General features: G+C 70.9%; 20 protein-coding genes and 1 pseudogene. 6 read left to right on the top strand and 15 right to left on the bottom strand.

All coding sequences use genetic code 11. The annotated features are described in order from the left end of the window. Positions 1-57: 57 nt before the first annotated feature. The 8 genes from ABD241_RS13900 to ABD241_RS13865 all read right to left on the bottom strand — a co-directional run bounded on the left by ABD241_RS13900 (position 58) and on the right by ABD241_RS13865 (position 4,598). Positions 58-180: a hypothetical protein gene (locus ABD241_RS13900; protein WP_344063692.1), complete on the bottom strand. Its 123-nt coding sequence runs from the start codon at positions 178-180 to the stop codon at positions 58-60. Positions 181-237: 57 nt separating this feature from the next. Next, positions 238-1,047: a sulfite exporter TauE/SafE family protein gene (locus tag ABD241_RS13895; protein ID WP_344063689.1), complete on the bottom strand. Its 810-nt coding sequence runs from the start codon at positions 1,045-1,047 to the stop codon at positions 238-240. Between the two features lie 142 nt (positions 1,048-1,189). Then, complete coding sequence (locus tag ABD241_RS13890; RefSeq protein ID WP_142222626.1) at positions 1,190-1,357, bottom strand: hypothetical protein; 168 nt, start codon at positions 1,355-1,357, stop codon at positions 1,190-1,192. Positions 1,358-1,650: 293 nt separating this feature from the next. After that, positions 1,651-3,030, bottom strand: a complete 1,380-nt coding sequence (locus tag ABD241_RS13885; protein ID WP_344063683.1) for an MBL fold metallo-hydrolase — start codon at positions 3,028-3,030, stop codon at positions 1,651-1,653. Between the two features lie 135 nt (positions 3,031-3,165). Beyond that, complete coding sequence (locus ABD241_RS13880; protein ID WP_344063680.1) at positions 3,166-3,471, bottom strand: hypothetical protein; 306 nt, start codon at positions 3,469-3,471, stop codon at positions 3,166-3,168. 260 nt (positions 3,472-3,731) lie between these two features. After that, positions 3,732-3,938 carry an ANTAR domain-containing protein gene (locus tag ABD241_RS13875; protein WP_344063678.1) on the bottom strand — a complete coding sequence of 69 codons (207 nt, stop codon included), beginning with the start codon at positions 3,936-3,938 and terminating at the stop codon, positions 3,732-3,734. 6 nt (positions 3,939-3,944) lie between these two features. Further along, positions 3,945-4,118, bottom strand: a complete 174-nt coding sequence (locus ABD241_RS13870) for a hypothetical protein (protein ID WP_344063675.1) — start codon at positions 4,116-4,118, stop codon at positions 3,945-3,947. A 21-nt stretch (positions 4,119-4,139) separates the two neighbouring features. Beyond that, positions 4,140-4,598, bottom strand: a complete 459-nt coding sequence (locus ABD241_RS13865) for a DUF5994 family protein (RefSeq protein WP_344063672.1) — start codon at positions 4,596-4,598, stop codon at positions 4,140-4,142. Between the two features lie 292 nt (positions 4,599-4,890). Here ABD241_RS13865 and ABD241_RS13860 point away from each other — a divergent pair, with 292 nt between their 5' ends. Both ABD241_RS13860 and ABD241_RS13855 read left to right on the top strand, forming a co-directional pair. Next, positions 4,891-5,208 carry a hypothetical protein gene (locus ABD241_RS13860; RefSeq protein WP_344063669.1) on the top strand — a complete coding sequence of 106 codons (318 nt, stop codon included), beginning with the start codon at positions 4,891-4,893 and terminating at the stop codon, positions 5,206-5,208. A 169-nt stretch (positions 5,209-5,377) separates the two neighbouring features. Continuing rightward, positions 5,378-5,770 (top strand): hypothetical protein, encoded by a 393-nt coding sequence (locus tag ABD241_RS13855; RefSeq protein WP_344063666.1) that lies wholly within the window; start codon positions 5,378-5,380, stop codon positions 5,768-5,770. 86 nt (positions 5,771-5,856) lie between these two features. Here ABD241_RS13855 and ABD241_RS13850 read toward each other — a convergent pair whose 3' ends face one another. From ABD241_RS13850 to ABD241_RS13835, 4 genes and pseudogenes are all read right to left on the bottom strand, one after another. After that, on the bottom strand, positions 5,857-7,095 hold the full coding sequence (locus ABD241_RS13850; protein WP_344063663.1) for a glycoside hydrolase family 32 protein: 1,239 nt from the start codon (positions 7,093-7,095) through the stop codon (positions 5,857-5,859). Further along, positions 7,092-7,379, bottom strand: a pseudogene (locus ABD241_RS13845) (hypothetical protein); the annotation flags it as partial. The gene ABD241_RS13850 and the pseudogene ABD241_RS13845, both read right to left, overlap by 4 nt. 103 nt (positions 7,380-7,482) lie before the next feature. Further along, a complete protein-coding gene (locus tag ABD241_RS13840) occupies positions 7,483-8,076 on the bottom strand; it encodes a YdeI/OmpD-associated family protein (protein WP_344063660.1) in 594 nt (197 codons plus the stop codon). Between the two features lie 264 nt (positions 8,077-8,340). Continuing rightward, on the bottom strand, positions 8,341-8,598 hold the full coding sequence (locus ABD241_RS13835) for a hypothetical protein (RefSeq protein WP_344063657.1): 258 nt from the start codon (positions 8,596-8,598) through the stop codon (positions 8,341-8,343). A gap of 116 nt (positions 8,599-8,714) precedes the next feature. Between ABD241_RS13835 and ABD241_RS13830 the strand changes: the two genes are divergently transcribed. From ABD241_RS13830 to ABD241_RS13820, 3 genes are all read left to right on the top strand, one after another. After that, positions 8,715-9,650: a threonine/serine dehydratase gene (locus tag ABD241_RS13830; protein WP_344063654.1), complete on the top strand. Its 936-nt coding sequence runs from the start codon at positions 8,715-8,717 to the stop codon at positions 9,648-9,650. 39 nt (positions 9,651-9,689) lie between these two features. Next, the gene (locus tag ABD241_RS13825) at positions 9,690-10,382 is read left to right on the top strand and encodes a hypothetical protein (RefSeq protein ID WP_344063651.1); all 693 of its coding nucleotides are present in this window, start codon (positions 9,690-9,692) and stop codon (positions 10,380-10,382) included. 81 nt (positions 10,383-10,463) lie between these two features. Next, positions 10,464-10,793 (top strand): hypothetical protein, encoded by a 330-nt coding sequence (locus ABD241_RS13820; protein ID WP_344063648.1) that lies wholly within the window; start codon positions 10,464-10,466, stop codon positions 10,791-10,793. A gap of 394 nt (positions 10,794-11,187) precedes the next feature. Here ABD241_RS13820 and ABD241_RS13815 read toward each other — a convergent pair whose 3' ends face one another. From ABD241_RS13815 to ABD241_RS13805, 3 genes are all read right to left on the bottom strand, one after another. After that, entirely contained in the window at positions 11,188-12,264 is a 1,077-nt protein-coding gene (locus tag ABD241_RS13815) for an NAD(P)-dependent alcohol dehydrogenase (RefSeq protein WP_344063644.1), read from the bottom strand. Next, positions 12,264-13,046 (bottom strand): DUF4386 domain-containing protein, encoded by a 783-nt coding sequence (locus tag ABD241_RS13810; RefSeq protein ID WP_344063641.1) that lies wholly within the window; start codon positions 13,044-13,046, stop codon positions 12,264-12,266. The genes ABD241_RS13815 and ABD241_RS13810 overlap by 1 nt, the downstream gene beginning before the upstream one ends. Positions 13,047-13,111: 65 nt before the next feature. Then, positions 13,112-13,834 (bottom strand): DUF4389 domain-containing protein, encoded by a 723-nt coding sequence (locus ABD241_RS13805; RefSeq protein ID WP_344063638.1) that lies wholly within the window; start codon positions 13,832-13,834, stop codon positions 13,112-13,114. 202 nt (positions 13,835-14,036) lie between these two features. Here ABD241_RS13805 and ABD241_RS13800 point away from each other — a divergent pair, with 202 nt between their 5' ends. Then, the gene (locus tag ABD241_RS13800) at positions 14,037-14,318 is read left to right on the top strand and encodes a helix-turn-helix transcriptional regulator (protein WP_344063635.1); all 282 of its coding nucleotides are present in this window, start codon (positions 14,037-14,039) and stop codon (positions 14,316-14,318) included. Positions 14,319-14,434 lie beyond the last annotated feature (116 nt).

The raw sequence follows: 14,434 nt of genomic DNA, 5'->3' as shown, positions 1-14,434 counted from the left end.
TCCAGCCTCGCGCACGCGTGCGCGCACGTCCTCGAAATGATGATGGGACTGGTGCCGTCAGGACCCGACGGGTCGGGAGTGCGTCTCGTCCATGCGCCCAGCGACGAGCGCCTCGGAGAGTGCGGTCAGGGCGGCGACGACCCAGACGGAGGCGCGCAGGCCGAGGACGTCGGCGACCACCCAGCCCCAGGAGGGGGCGACCCTGCTCGCGCCCGTTCTGTCGAAGCTGCTGTGTCATCAGCCGGCCAGACCCAGCGAACGGAGACCGGTGTAGAGCGCGACGAAGACCAGGAGGGTCGCGAAGGCGATGGTGAGGTGTCGGGGGTTGGCTCGGCCGGCCAGCCGTCCGCCGACGAGGCTGCCCGCCACGGCGGCGGCGGTGAAGACGCCGATGAGGGTCCAGTCGAGGTGGGCGGCGCCTGAGCCGAGCCGGGCGGCGAGGGCGGTGGCGCTGTTGACGGCGATGACCAGCAGCGAGGTCCCGACGGCCACCGGCATCGGGAAGCCGAGGGCGAGCACGAGCGCTGGGACGAGGGCGAAGCCGCCGCCGACGCCGAAGAAGCCGGTGAGCAGCCCGACGGCCGTCGCGGTCACGACGACCTTGGCCACCCGCGGGCAGGCGCAGGCGAAGGGGTGCAGGCTGAGCATCGGCTCGACGGTGGGGTCGATGGTGTGGCCGAGCTCGCGCGGTGCGCTGCGAGCGCGGCGGATCATCAGGGCCGCGACGAGCAGCATGAGCGCCGCGAACGCGGTCAGCAGGGTGGTCGGGCGCACCGAGGTCGACAGGGCGGACCCCGCCACGGACCCGGCGGTGCCCAGGAGGCCGAAGAGCAGCCCCTGGGTGAAGCGCACGCGCTTGGCCCGCGCGTGCGGGACGAGCGCGAGCAGGGACGTGACGCCGACGATGACGAGCGAGCTGGTCGTGGCCGTCCGCGGGTCCTGACCGAGGACGTAGACCAGGGCCGGGACGGTGAGGATCGAGCCGCCGCCGCCGAGCGCGCCGAGGGAGAGCCCGATGGCGATCCCGAGCGGGATGGCGATCAGCATGGGAGGTCCTCCTCTCGTCGTGGTCGTGATGGTCGTCGGGACGTCATGGTCGTCGGGACACCGGGTGTCCCCCGACGCACCGCCGGTCGGCGGAGGGAGCCACGGACCGGCGGGGCGTCAGGGTGTCAGTGGGGCGGGCTGGTCAGCGGTTGAAGAGACGCGACAGGAAGCCGCCCGAGGCGGACTCGCCCTTGTCGTGGCCTGCGCAGCGCTGCGCAGCCGGGACGTTGCGCATGACCTGGTCGACGTGCTGGCCGCAGCCGGCCCAGGTCGTCTTGCCGCAGGTCCGGCAGGTGGCGGGTCGACACATGGTGGTTCTCCTTCAGGGTGTCCGGCACGTGCCGGGAGTGGGGCCCGCGCAGGTGAGCGCGGGTGTCTGGGTGGGAAGTACGGGGAGGGCGTATGCCGTGTCGTGGCCGCCCGCGTCAGGCGGCGTCAGCCCGGGCACCGTCGACGACGCGCCGGCCCGAGCGGTGGATGGCGGTCGGTCGATGGTGCAGGACGGGAGGCCCGCCGCCCTGGTCGGCGACGTCCGGCACACGGCATACGGCATACGGCATACGGCACACGGCACCTGGTTGTGGTCGACGCCTCGCGCCGGCGTCAGGAGGCCTTGGCGTGGGCCAGGTCCCAGGCGCCGTAGCCGCCGAGGATGTCGGAGACGTCGGTGAAGCCGCGGGCGCGCAGCAAGCTGGCCCCGACCGAGCTGCGCCACCCGCCGGCGCAGTAGACGACCACGGGTCGGTGCCGGTCGAGCTCACCGGCGCGGCGACCGAGCTCGGCCAGCGGGATGTGCCGCGCCCCTGGGAGCATCCCGGCCTCGAGCTCGCCGGCGTTGCGGATGTCGACGACCTGCACGTCGGCGCGGGCCGCCGCCTCGTCCACCTCGGCGACCGGCAGGCGGCTGGCCCGGGTCACCTGGTCCTGGTGGGTCAGGAAGTACTCCTCGAGGTTCGCGACGTAGCCGACGACGTGGTCGTAGCCGATCCGCGCGAAGCGGGTGGCGACCTCCTGCTCCTGGCCCTCGGGGGCGATGACGACGATCTCGTCGTCCGGGGCGAAGACCATGCCGACGGTCTCAGCCATCCGGCCGTCGACCGGGACGTTGACCGAGCCGCGCAGGTGCGCGGCGGCGAACTCTTGCACGTCCCGGGCGTCATGGACGCGCGCGCCGCGGGCCACGGCGGCCTCGACCTCGGCGCCGCTGAGGGCGGGCACCGCCGCGTCGAGGTCGCGCAGGTCGCGGGCCTGCTTGTTGAGCGTCGCGTTGTAGACGAAATACGCAGGCGCAGTGGGCTGCCCGGCGGTGACGACCTCGAGGAACTGCTCCTCGGTCATCGGCTGGCACGCGTAGTTGAGGCGACGCTGCTCCCCGACCGTCGACTGCCGCTCGGTCGAGAGGTTCTTGCCGCAGGCCGAGCCGGCGCCGTGGGCCGGGAAGATGCGTACGTCGTCGGGCAGGCCCATGAGCTTGTGCTGCACCGAGTCGTAGAGCATGCGGCCGAGCTCGGTGGCGGTGACGCCGACGGAGGCGAGCAGGTCCGGCCGACCGACGTCGCCGATGAAGAGGGCGTCACCGGTGAGGACGCCGTAGGCGACCTCGTCGTCGGGGTGCTCGAAGACCAGCACCGAGATGGACTCGGGGGTGTGGCCGGGCGTCGCCATGACCTCGAGGGTCACGTCGCCCAGGGGGATCCGCTCCCCGTCGGCGAGAGAGCGGACCGGGAAGTCGGTGACCGCGGCCTCGCCGTAGCCGATCCACGCGCCCGTGGCCCGGGCGAGCTCGAGGTGCCCGGAGACGAAGTCGGCGTGGAAGTGGGTGTTGACGATGCCGACGATGCTCAGCCCGCGGGCCTGCGCGTCGGCGAGGTACTCCGCGACGTCGCGACGCGGGTCGACGACGACGGCCTTGCCGGTGCTTTCGTCGGCGACCAGGTACGACGCCTGCGAGAGGCAGTCGAGGTAGTACTGCGTGAAGATCACGGCTTCTCCTCCGGTGGGCGGGAATTCCCGAACACCATAACAGGTACCCCCGGGGGTATGCCGAATCGAGGCTACCGCCCTCCCCGAGCCGCTGCAGGCGGCGGGTGACCAGGGCGACTCGCCAACCGCGTCAGGTCACAGCCGCTGGTCGATCTCGATGTCACCCCAGGCGGACTGGGACGCGGGGACCTCTCGCGCCTCGAAGCCGGCCTCGCGCAGCAGGCGCACGACCGCCTCGGTGTGGGCCCATCGGGAGGCCTGGTCGCCCGAGCGCCGGTCTCTCGTGTCGATGAGGCGGACACCACGGAGGGACCCGTCCTCGTTGAGCCACCGGTGCAGCACGTAGCGGTTGTCCCCCGTCAGGGGCCGCAGCGCTAGCCGCACCTGCTCGTCGTCGCCCGGTTGGAGCGGCCGCTCCCTGAGGAAGTCGAAAGTACCCACACGTCTCACCTCCGCGTCCCTCACCCTACGCCGGAATGGTCCGTCACCCGTGGATCCACGGACGTCATCTCCGACGCATCCAGAGGGCCCGACCCACGACGTCTCCCGCGACTGGTCCGACGGCGTCCCGGCGGCGCAGCCGCGGATCCGCCTGCCGGAACTCGGAGGTTTCCCGCGTGGCGCGAGAGGCGGGGGGTACACGAGTGGTGCCGTCACCAACCGTGTTCAGCAGCGTAGGACGGTCGGTGGCGTGCCCATCCCTACTCGTCGATGCCCAGCGTGCCGACGATCTCGGCCAGCGTCACCACGAGGCCGGCGGTGACCTCGAGCAGTTCTCCTCGCCGGATCGTGAGCTCGAGGAGCTCGTCGAAGGCCCCGTCGAAGTCCGCGCCGCCGTGCTCCATCAAGACGCCGACGGCCCGGCACACGAGGTCGTACGAGCTGTGCGGAGCGGAGCGTCCAGCCATGTGCCGTCAGGCCTCGCCGCCGGAGTCCGGGTCGTCGTCCTCGTCGTGCCGTTCGTTCTCGAACTCCCGCACGAGCTTCCGCGCCCTCTTGTCACGGCCGGCGGTGTCGTCGTCGTCACGGTCGTGCATGGCCTGCGCCGTGGCCCAGTCCGGAGGACGACCTTTGTCCTCGTCAGGCATCTCTCCCCAGACCTTCGCGTCTCAGCCGTCGGCCGACTCGAACGTGCTCCGAGAGACGTCCCCGTGCCCCGCCGGCAGCACCGTGAGCACCAGGCGCTGGTAGTTGGCCAGGGAGAGCAGGATGTGGTCGGGGTAGCGGCTGTGCTCGAACCAGCCGAGGTGGGTGACACCCATAGGGGTGCGAACCCTGTTCGGCGCGTCGGGCCAGCGACTGCGTTCGTAGGCGACCCGGCCGATCCTGGCGCGCGTCAGCCCTTGGACGGCGACGTCGAGCAGCGGCACCTCGACCATCAGGTCGCTCGTGCGGGGCCACCAGACGCCGTCAGAGGCGTGCTCGCCCGGATGTGCCGACAACCTGACCCGGCTGCCCGGATGGGCCGCCTCGACGGCGGGACCGGACGCCTCGCGGGTGGCCGCGGTGGCGGCCGAGGGCTCGTGGCCGGGATCTGGATCTGACGGAATACGTGGTATGGCGCTCACAGCGGGCTCCTCAGGAGCATGGTGGTGACGGATGGTCCGCGGCTCTGCCGTCACTCCCAGGTGCGAGGCCGACACCGCGTCAGGATCGGGACCTCTGCTCACTGCCGACGCCAAGGCCCTGGCCGGATCACGACGTCTCCTCACGAGCATACGCCTCGGTACGAAAGTCGCTGGGCGCCAAGCCAAAGAGCCGCGCCGCACATCTCGGTCACTGTGGGACCTCAGGAACCGTAGCGCGGCGTAGGGTCGGCAGGAGGTCGACGCGTCAGGCGGCGGCAGATGGGAGTCCGTCATGGAGAGCGGCTCACCGAGCCTGCCACCCGGCTCACACCTGCGCGAGCTGATGTCGGTGGTCCAGACGGCACGGCGAAAGGTCCATCTCCTCCGCGCCGGCAGGGTCGACCCGGCACTGCTCCTGGCAGCACGCGCGCAGCTCCTGGGAGCCATGGAGGACTACGCAGCGGAGCTGAGCCGGTGTGGGCTGCCCACGCCACCCGGCCTTCGCGACGAGCTGCGGCTGCACCGGGCGATCCCCGGCATAGCGAAGGAGGCGCCGCTGCCGTACCGGCACGGCCCACGGACGAGGCCTGACCGAGGAGGTCCGGCCTGAGCGCGTCGACGCGGACGCGCGCAAGAGCGGCCGGCCACTGGTACCCGAAGGCACCCCGCAAAAGCCACATTCGACTCCGACGTCGTGCGCAGCGCACTGCTTGGCCCGGAAACGACTCTTCGAGCGACGGTTGCCGACCCGCGGCGACCGATTCTCGCAAGGAGTCAGCATGAGGACCAACAGGATCGTCAGCGGCGTCGCTGCCGTCGTGGCCGCCGCCGGACTGATCGGAACCGGTGCGGCGCTGTCCAACGCAGCGTCCACGCCGTCGCCGTCGAGCACCAGCACGAGCACGGCCGGCACCGGCTCGGATGCAGGCTCGGAGGCCGGCCCGGACAGGTCGATGAACCCGAACAACGACACCCCGGTGACCGGCACGGAGCTCGCCGGCGTGACGGCGGCCGTCAAGGCCAAGGACGCCAGCGTCACCGTCACGTCGGTGCGCAAGGACCCCGACGGCTCCTACGACGTCCTCGGCACCAGGTCCGGCGCCGACGTCATGCTCGAGGTCAGCAAGGACCTCAAGACCATCACGACCAACGCGGGGGGCCCGCGAGGCTGACCTCGCGACCAGGCGGGCCCGGAAGGCCCTCGACCGGCTCCCGGTCGAGGGCGTTGCTGGACCGGGAGCCGGCCCACGGGCCGCGGTCAGCGAGCGAGCGGGTGGACGGTCGCGTCAGCGGCGAGGACGTGCAGCGAGTCGCCGGCAGGCGCACCCGTCAGACCCAGGACACCACTCGCGCAGGAGATCTCGACGACCTGGGCATCGAGGACGACTCGGACGTCGCCGCCGTCGAACGGCATCTGCCAGGCCTGTGCGCCCGCTCGCGCCTCGAGCAGGCCCTCGCCTGCCCGCAGCTCCACGACCGGCTGGCCCGCACTCGTCACGACCAACGTGGCGCCCTCGGAGGCTGACCACTCGACGTCAGCCGCGAGGCCGGGCACGACACCGTCCACGACGGGATCCGCGCGGTAGCGCTCCAGGTCCGGGTGGGGCGCGGCGGTGAGGCGGTCGCCGTCCACGCCGAGGACGTACGGCACGCTGTGGGCGCCGGCCCACCCGGCACCGATGTCCTCGACCCCACGCATCCAGAACAGGACGCAGGGCCGGCCGTCGGTGTCGCGGAAGAAGGACGGGGCGTAGTAGCTGGGGCCGTACGTCAGTCGTCCCCACGTCCTCGCGTCGAACCGGCCGGTCGCGTAGCTGCCCAGGGCGTACCCGGCGTAGTGCAGCACGTCGGCGTCCCAGACCGAGGACACCATCGCGTGCACACCCTCGATCGCGATGACCTGCGGGCACTCCCACAGGGCGCCGAGCCACACGAGGTCCCGCACGCCCTTGGACCGCTGCAGCGCCACTCCCTCGTAGCTCCACGTGTCCAGGTCGTCGGAGCGGTAGCTCAGGGCCATGGCGGTCCCGTCGGCGGCGCCTGCACCGACGAACATGCGCCACGCGTCGGGATCGCGCACGACGAAGGGGTCGCGGAAGGCGACGAGGTCGAGGTCGGCCGGGGCGTCGACGACCACCGCGCCCTTCTCCCACGAGACCCAGTCGTCGTCCCTCGGCGTCGCGACGCGGATGCGGCCGATGCCCAGGTCCGGCAGCGTCGTCGACGTGTAGAAGATCCGCGCCTCGCCGTCGTCACCGGTGACGAGGGACCCGGTCCAGATCCCGTCGTCGCCGTCGCCGGGGGCGATCGCGACGGGCAGTGGTGCCAGGGAGAGCAGGTCCGGGCCGGTGGCGTGGCCCCAGTGGCAACCGGGCGCCCACACCGTGCTGTCCGGCACGTACTGGTAGAAGGCGTGATAGGTCCCGTCGCGGACCGTGATGCCGTGCGGGTCGTTGATCCAGCCCCGCTCGGCGGTGAAGTGGAATGCGGGTCTCATCCCTGCCCCTCTCCGTCGGCGCGTACCCCACCGGCGCCCAAGGGCGTTGCTCGTGACACCGGTGAACCAACCGTAGGGGTCGCTCGTACGGCGTTGACCGCCCGGTCGGCGACGACCTGGGCGTCGGTCCCGGAGTCGAGGATCGTGTTCGCGCTGGACTCCGGGTCGACGAGCACGGTCGTGACGGGCAGGACGCCTGTCGCGTCGGTCGCCAACAGGGCGTCCACCTGGGCCGAGAAGCAGGAGTCGCTCGACGTCGACGGCACGTCCAAAGCCACGATGTGCGTCCCTCCACCCGCCCGCACGAACGGCCTTCGTGGTGGACGGCTTAGGAGCGCCGGCGGAGCAGGCCGGGGCACGAGCCGGGGCGACGACCCCCACTTCCCGTCAGTGGACGGTCTGCTGGTGGTGGCACATCTCGACGAACTTCGCGATGCGCGCGGCTCGCGTCTCGGGCTTCTTCGCATCCTGGACGCGGTAGAGGATCGCGTACCGGTTGGCGCCGGTGAGCGTCTCGAAGAAGGCCTCGGCCTGCGGGTCGGCCGCGAGCGCGGCAGCCAGGTCGTCGGGGACGGTCGCGCTCCTCTGACCGGCATAGGCCGCCGCCCACCGGCCGTCGGCCTTCGCGGCGTCGACCTGCGCCTGCCCGGCCGGGCGCATACGGCCCGCCCTGATCAGCGCCTCGGCCTTGTCCCGGTTGAGCTGCGACCACTTGCTCCGCGGCCCGCGCGGGGTGAAGCGCTGCAGCCAGTAGGTGTCGTCGTATCCCCGCTTCTGGCCGTCGATCCAGCCGTGGCACAGGGCGATGTCGAGCGCTTCGGCGTAGCCGACCGTGTCGGCAGCGCCCCTCTTCCCGATCTTGAGCCAGAAGCCGCCATGGTCGGTGTGGTGCTCGGCGAACCACGCCTCGCAGTCCAGCACGGTGGCGAACAGGATCACCGGCTGGCCGGCCAGCTCCTCGGGCTTCTCCCCATCCGACATGAGGCCATGCTCGCACCGCTCACCGACACTTCCGCCTGGCGCGCAGGGATCCTCACTGGCGGGGAGACGGGAAGGCGCCTCGATGGCCGGGCTGTCGACTCGATGGGTGGTGGTGTCGACACGAGGGCGTCAGGCGCCGTGGAACCAGCCCATCGGGCCGTTGCCGACCGCTGCCCTCCCCGCCGGAATGCGCGACTGGCACGGCCCGTTCGGCCGAGGTCGACGTCCCCCTCAGCCGCAGAGCCTGCATCGCGGGCCGAGCCGTTATCTGCTGGCGCGGGCGTCGGGGAAGACGCAGGAGGCGAGCGGGAGAACCATGCCGATGAGCGCGACGATGACCCACTGCTGGAACGTGGACTGCGTCTCGAGCAGGCCCGGCGTCGCCGGGCTCTGCCGAGCACCATCGACAGTGATGGAGCGCCAGATGCTGTGCCAGTTCATCGCTGCAATGATCGCCCCCACGGACACGAGAAGCGAGATGCCGCTCAGCCCGCGCAGAAGTTGCCTCGTGCGGTAGCTCATGCGGGGACGGTAGCGGTCGGCGCGGCGATCTCGCGTCCGACGCCCGGGCGGCCGTCGCTGCGGTACGCGCAAACCGCCGAGGACGCGATCGCTGCTCTCGGCCTCATACTGGCCGCGTGGAAGTGACGAGGCAGGACGTGCTGGCTGCAGCTCGGCGCGTCGAGGGCCGCGTTCGACGGACGCCTCTGCTGCGCCCGAGCGGTCGCGACGCCGTATGGCTGAAGTGCGAGTTCCTCCAGCACTGCGGAGTCTTCAAGACTCGAGGCGCCTTCAACCGGCAGCTCGCGGCGCTCGAGACGGGCGAGATCGGCGACGCCGGAATCGTGGTGGCCTCGGGTGGGAACGCCGGCCTGGCCCAGGCCTTCGCCGCACAGGAGCTGGGGATCCGGGCCACGGTCTTCGTGCCGCAGACCGCGCCAGAGGTGAAGGTGGCTCGCATCCGTCGCTACGGCGCTGACGTCCTGCGCACCGGGACCGAGTACGCCGAGGCGTATCAGGCCGCCATCGACTTCGCCGAAGAGAGCGGAGCTGTCTTCGCCCACGCCTACGACCAGCTGGAGGTCGTGGCTGGGGCCGGCACCGTCGGGGAAGAGATCCTCGAAGACGAGCCGGCCATCGACACGATCGTCGTGGCGGTCGGCGGCGGCGGCCTCTACGCGGGCATCGCCGCCGCGGCGTTGGGTCGCGCCCGCATCGTCGCCGTGGAGCCGGAACGATGCGCCACTCTGAACCAGGCGATGCACGCCGGTGAGCCCGTCGACGTCGCGGTCTCGGGTGTAGCAGCGGACGCGCTCGGTGCTCGCCGAGTCGGAGCGTATGCGTTCGCCGCGCAGGCCCTCGAGCCGCCGGTATCGGTCCTGGTCAGGGACGAGGACATCGTCGAGGCTCGGACGCGGTTGTGGTCCGAGTACCGCGCAGCATCGGAGTACGGGGCAGCGACGGCGTACGCCGCCCTCACGTCAGGCCGGTACGTACCGGCACCCGGTGAGCGGGTGGCGGTCGTGGTCTGCGGCGCGAACACGGATCCGGCGACACTGAACGTGGACACCTGAGTGCCCGGTGACTCCGCTCGGATGACGCACCTGGTCCGAGTGCGGCACGACCAGAGCGGCATCGCCCGCTCCCAGCTCCATGCTGGCAGCATGCATTCCGTGAGAGCCGCTGACGACCTGACGCCTGAACACGCGGACGCCTGGCCGAAGCCTCGCGCCGTGCGGGCCGTGCAGGTGATCTGGCTCGTCGCGGCCAGCCTCCTGTTGCTGGTGTCGCCATTGCTCGTCTTGGGGATCGGTGACGCGTTGTCGCGGCTCGACCCCTCCGTCGACGGCGCGGGTGTGGTGACCCTGCCGTCGGTGGACGCCGGAACGTGGATCGCGGTGCTCGCCGTCGCGCTGGCCGTCGCGGCAACGGCTGGCGCCCCGTGGGGCCGAGCTGCCGTCGGTGACGGCACCTCATCACCCGCTTTGCCTGTGCTGGGCGGCCTGGTCCTCGCGGGCGGATCCGGGCTCCTGCGGTGGCTCGCGAACGCCTTCTACTTCACCAGCCAGGCAGACGGATGCGCCCATCCCGGCTGCGTCCCGCTCACGGTGCAGACGTGGCTGCTCATCGCGCCCGCGGTCATCACCGGCGTGGTCCTCGTTGCCCTGGGGGTCGGCGCCCGGAGGGGTCCGTGGTGGCCACGCGCAGTCGTTCCGACCGCGGTCTGGCTCTGCGTCTCCGTGGCTCAAGTCGCCCTCTGGGACAGCAAAGCCCTCCCGTTGATCGAGCAGAGTGCTGCCCGGTGAACCTGCTGGGCGCCCACAGGTCAGCGCAGCCCACAACCCATCGTGAGACACTGCCGGCTCCTCGGCTCTTGAAAGGGATCCATGTCCGACGTGCCGGTTGTTCGGCCAAGGGTCGTGTGTCTGTGCGGTTCCCTGCGCTTCGGCAGAGAGTTCGCGGCTGAGCGCGCCCGCCTGACGCTCGAGTTGGCGATCGTCCTGGCTCCGGAGGCCACCGAGGTGCCCGTGCCGGACCCAACCCTCGTCCGCTCATTGGGAGAGCTGCACCTTCGCCGGATCGACCTCGCCGATGAGGTGCGAGTCGTGAACCCCGGTGGTTACGTCGGAGAGGCCACCCGACGCGAGATTGCGTATGCCGGCTCGTCGGGTAAGCGCGTGACGTACCTCCACGAACCGTCCACGTCGAACAGCTAGTCAGCGGTTCGGGTCATCCCTGTGGGGGCGTAGGCCAATCTGGCGGAGCCTGAAACCGGTAGCGCCCATCGCGCCATGACCACCACGCCGACCACCCCGCACAGACCGCTGCGCTGATGAGGAACCCCAGCCCGACCGCGGCGAACGTCACAGGTTCCGGGCCGCAGGCACCCGGCCCAGCTCCCGGCGGACACGGTTCCGAGGGGCTGCTCGCGATGAACAGGCTGAGGAAGCCAGCGATCGCGAACACGCCGCACAGGACTCCTCCGACCACGATCAGCGCGGTGTGCCGCGGATGGTCTTCATAGCCGTGCCACTCTCGGGGGTCGGGCGAGGCGGGCGAGGCGGGCGAGGGCACAACGCCCATTACAGATGGTCCCGACTAATGTGCCGGTCACCGCGCCGGGCCGACGCTGATGGCGACCTTGCCGCGGACCGCGCCGGATTCGAGAAGACGCATCGCGTCGGCCGTGTCGGCCATCTCGAAGGCCCGGTCGACGCTCGGGACCAGTTCTCCAGCCTCGAGCAGGACGGCGAGCCGCTCGTAGTCCGAGCCCCGCTCCTTGGCGAGCACGCTGGTGAGGCGATGCCGACCGAACAGTGAGCGGAGTCGGGCTCGCAGCTGCCGGCCGATGGTGCCGCCCGTCCAGTCGCCGCCTCCTTCGCCGCCGACGAGGACCAGCGTGCCGGTCGGCTTGAGCGCCCGGCGCAGCCGGGTGAGGTCGGACAGCCCCGCGATGTCGATGATGACGTCGTAGTGCCGGGACCCGTCGGCGAAGTCGTCACGGTCGTAGTCCAGGACGTGGTCGGCGCACAACGACCGGAGCAGGTCCTGCTTGGCGGCGCTGGCCGTCCCGGTGACCTCAGCGCCGACGGACTTGGCGAGCTGGACGGCATACGATCCGACTCCGCCGGAGGCGCCGATGACGAGCACCTGCTGGCCTGCGGTGACGCCCCCGGCGTCGAGGACAGCCTGCAGCGCGGTGCCACCGGAGACGGGCACGACGGCGGCCTGCTCCCAGCTCAGGTTCGGCGGGCGTCGGGCGAGCTTGTCGGCGCGGGCTGCCGCGTAGTCGGCGACCGATCCCGGGGCGACACCGAAGACCTCGTCGCCGACGCACAGCGTCGTCACCTGCGCGCCCACCTCGACGACCGTTCCGGCGATGTCACGGCCGATGATCGGCTGCTTGGGCGTCCGCAGCCCGAAGGCGAGGCGAAGCAGTCGTGGCTTGCCGGCCATGAGATGCCACGTCCCCCGGTCGAGACCGGCGGCTTCCACGGCGAGCAGCACCTCGTGGGGGCCGACCCGAGGTCGAGGCATCTGCGCCAGGCGCAGGATGTCGGAGGTGCCGTAGCCGTCCTGCACGATCGCGTCCATGGATGGCGCCCGGTCGCTGTCGCGGTCGACGGGCTCGGCCGTGGTCGCCGAGGCACCGGGCAGCTCGTCCCGCACGCCGCGGCGCGGGGTCATCAGCTGCCTCGGACGGGGAGGTCAGCGCCCAGGTCGGTCCAGTACTTGCTCGGCCTGAACCCCTTGACGATGAGCCAGATGCCGAGGGTGAGCTCGAAGGCGGCGACGGGTACCGCAGCGAGGACGGCCACCGGCGAGACGTTGCTGTAGGCGCCGAAGAAGATCGCGATGTCGGAGATCAGGAGTAGCGGGGCGCCGATGAAGGCGATGATCGGCAGGAAGCGCGGCACCAGGGCGGAGCGGTACAGCACATAGCCCAGGAGCAGGTCGCAGAAGACGGGCATGAGGCTCTGGGAGAGCAGGAACGTCCACGTGTAGGAGGCGAGCAGGCTGTGGCCGGTCGTGACGAGCGCCGAGGGGCTCGCGCCAGCGGTTCCGGCGACGTCGGTGCGCAAGGTGAGGATCGTGAGCAGGCTGACGACGCTGGCGAAGACGAGGCTCGTCTCCACGACCCGGGCGGTGACGAAGCCGAGGGCGGCCGTCTGGCTGACCCGTTTGGCGACCGGGTAGAGCACGACAGCGGTGCCGATGCCGGCGATGCCGACGATCACCTCGGAGAGCGCGCCCCACAGCACGCCGGTGTCGCTGCCGGCCCCCAGAACGAAGGCGCCGACGTCGTCCTTCACCGGCTTGTACAGGGCAAGGGTTGGGATCGACACGAACGTGATGACGTACAGCACCCCGGCGGTCAGGGAGATCCTCCGCATCGGGTCCATCCGTCGGCGCGGCGTGGTGGGACCCGGGGTGGTTGTCGTGCCTGGGCTGTGCGTGGCAGCGGTCATGGGGTGCTCCTGAGGGTTCGGGTGGTCGGTGGCGCCGGGTGTCGTTGCCGCGCCGGGCACGGCGCTCATGAGACGACCGGCGTCGGGGTCGACGGGCTCTCGTCGGGCTCGGGGACGAGGGCGGGTTCGGTGCCGCCCAGGTCGAGCCGGAACGGCGGGTAGACATCCGTCATCAGCCCGGCGTAGGCGGCGACGCGGAAGACCCAGCGGTTCATCCCCAGCGCGAAGTCGAACAGGCCGCGCGGGTAGCGGTCGGCGAACAGCAGGACGATCCCCGCGATGAGGACGAGCAGGCCGATCAGCCCGGAGCCGTACAGCCACGCCTCGCCGTGGCTGACCTGGTCGTAGCCGCCGAACGCGGCACCGGTGAAGACGCCGATGATCAGGTAGTGGGGCAGCGCGAGCAGCCACCACTTGACGAGCACGAGCCCGCGCGAGAGGGACGTCGGGTAGTCGACCTCGAGCCGGGCCGGGTAGTCGGACACGTCCTTGAGCGTGAACGGTGGGTACTGGTCGGTGCCCAGGGCGCTGTAGGAGTAGAAGCCGACGCGCCAGGTCCAGCGCAGGACGCCGACGTTGAAGGTGAACAACCCGACGGGATACCGGCCGGTGAAGAGGATCGCGAAGAACGCGATCACGCTCACGAGGGAGAAGGCCAGCCAGAGGAAGACCAGGACGAAGTAGTGCGGGATCGCGAGTAGCCACTTGACGAGCCAGAGGCCCCGGCTCAGTGTCGGGGCGAGCTCACCGGTCAGGCGAAGGGGATAGGGGCGTGCCTGGGTGTCCATGACTGGCCCTCTCTGTCGCGCGGTCGCGACTGATGCTGAACGGGCCCCTTGCAGATGTCCGTGACTCCTGGACTCGACGAGCTTCACGCTCGAGCGTCATCCGCCGGCCTTCGGGCTGGGCGCCGCACTGGTGGTCTCGACGCTACGCATGCACTTCTAAACGCGCAATGTATTGCTAGAATTCGGTTGCTATACTGCGCGTATGGGTGCAGAGTGGAGCTTCCTGACGAACCATGCCCGGGTCCTGGTCTGCATCGCCCACGACCCGGGCTTGCGGCTACGAGACGTCGCCGAGGCACTCGGGCTCACCGAGCGAACGGTGTTCGGGATCGTCGCGGACCTGACCACCGCGGGGTACGTCGTCAAGGAGAAGGACGGGCGACGCAACCGCTATCGGATCCAGCACCACCTGCCGCTCAGGCGGCCCCTCGGCAGAGAGGCGACGATCGGCGAGCTGCTCGAGCTGCTCGTGGCCTCGACCTGACGTCAGCCAACTCGTCGGCGACTCGGGGACTGAGTGGCAGGTGGAGGATTCGACCCTTCGTGGCCGCGGCGGCGGATGTGCAGTCCACACAGTGCAATTCGCTGGTCGTCGCGACT

It is taken from the genome of Terrabacter lapilli, from assembly GCF_039531305.1.
Taxonomy (GTDB): domain Bacteria; phylum Actinomycetota; class Actinomycetes; order Actinomycetales; family Dermatophilaceae; genus Terrabacter; species Terrabacter lapilli.
This window is presented reverse-complemented; position numbering and strand designations above follow the sequence as displayed.

Coding starts and splice junctions, on each gene's coding strand:
- ABD241_RS13895 (WP_344063689.1), bottom strand. CDS start 1,047: ATGCTGATCGCCATCCCGCTCGGGATCGCCATCGGGCTCTCCCTCGGC.
- ABD241_RS13875 (WP_344063678.1), bottom strand. CDS start 3,938: ATGGCTGGACGCTCCGCTCCGCACAGCTCGTACGACCTCGTGTGCCGG.
- ABD241_RS13850 (WP_344063663.1), bottom strand. CDS start 7,095: ATGAGACCCGCATTCCACTTCACCGCCGAGCGGGGCTGGATCAACGAC.
- ABD241_RS13835 (WP_344063657.1), bottom strand. CDS start 8,598: ATGAGCTACCGCACGAGGCAACTTCTGCGCGGGCTGAGCGGCATCTCG.
- ABD241_RS13815 (WP_344063644.1), bottom strand. CDS start 12,264: ATGACCCCGCGCCGCGGCGTGCGGGACGAGCTGCCCGGTGCCTCGGCG.
- ABD241_RS13810 (WP_344063641.1), bottom strand. CDS start 13,046: ATGACCGCTGCCACGCACAGCCCAGGCACGACAACCACCCCGGGTCCC.
- ABD241_RS13800 (WP_344063635.1), top strand. CDS start 14,037: ATGGGTGCAGAGTGGAGCTTCCTGACGAACCATGCCCGGGTCCTGGTC.
- ABD241_RS13840 (WP_344063660.1), bottom strand. CDS start 8,076: ATGTCGGATGGGGAGAAGCCCGAGGAGCTGGCCGGCCAGCCGGTGATC.
- ABD241_RS13805 (WP_344063638.1), bottom strand. CDS start 13,834: ATGGACACCCAGGCACGCCCCTATCCCCTTCGCCTGACCGGTGAGCTC.
- ABD241_RS13870 (WP_344063675.1), bottom strand. CDS start 4,118: ATGCCTGACGAGGACAAAGGTCGTCCTCCGGACTGGGCCACGGCGCAG.
- ABD241_RS13890 (WP_142222626.1), bottom strand. CDS start 1,357: ATGTGTCGACCCGCCACCTGCCGGACCTGCGGCAAGACGACCTGGGCC.
- ABD241_RS13860 (WP_344063669.1), top strand. CDS start 4,891: ATGGAGAGCGGCTCACCGAGCCTGCCACCCGGCTCACACCTGCGCGAG.
- ABD241_RS13820 (WP_344063648.1), top strand. CDS start 10,464: ATGTCCGACGTGCCGGTTGTTCGGCCAAGGGTCGTGTGTCTGTGCGGT.
- ABD241_RS13855 (WP_344063666.1), top strand. CDS start 5,378: ATGAGGACCAACAGGATCGTCAGCGGCGTCGCTGCCGTCGTGGCCGCC.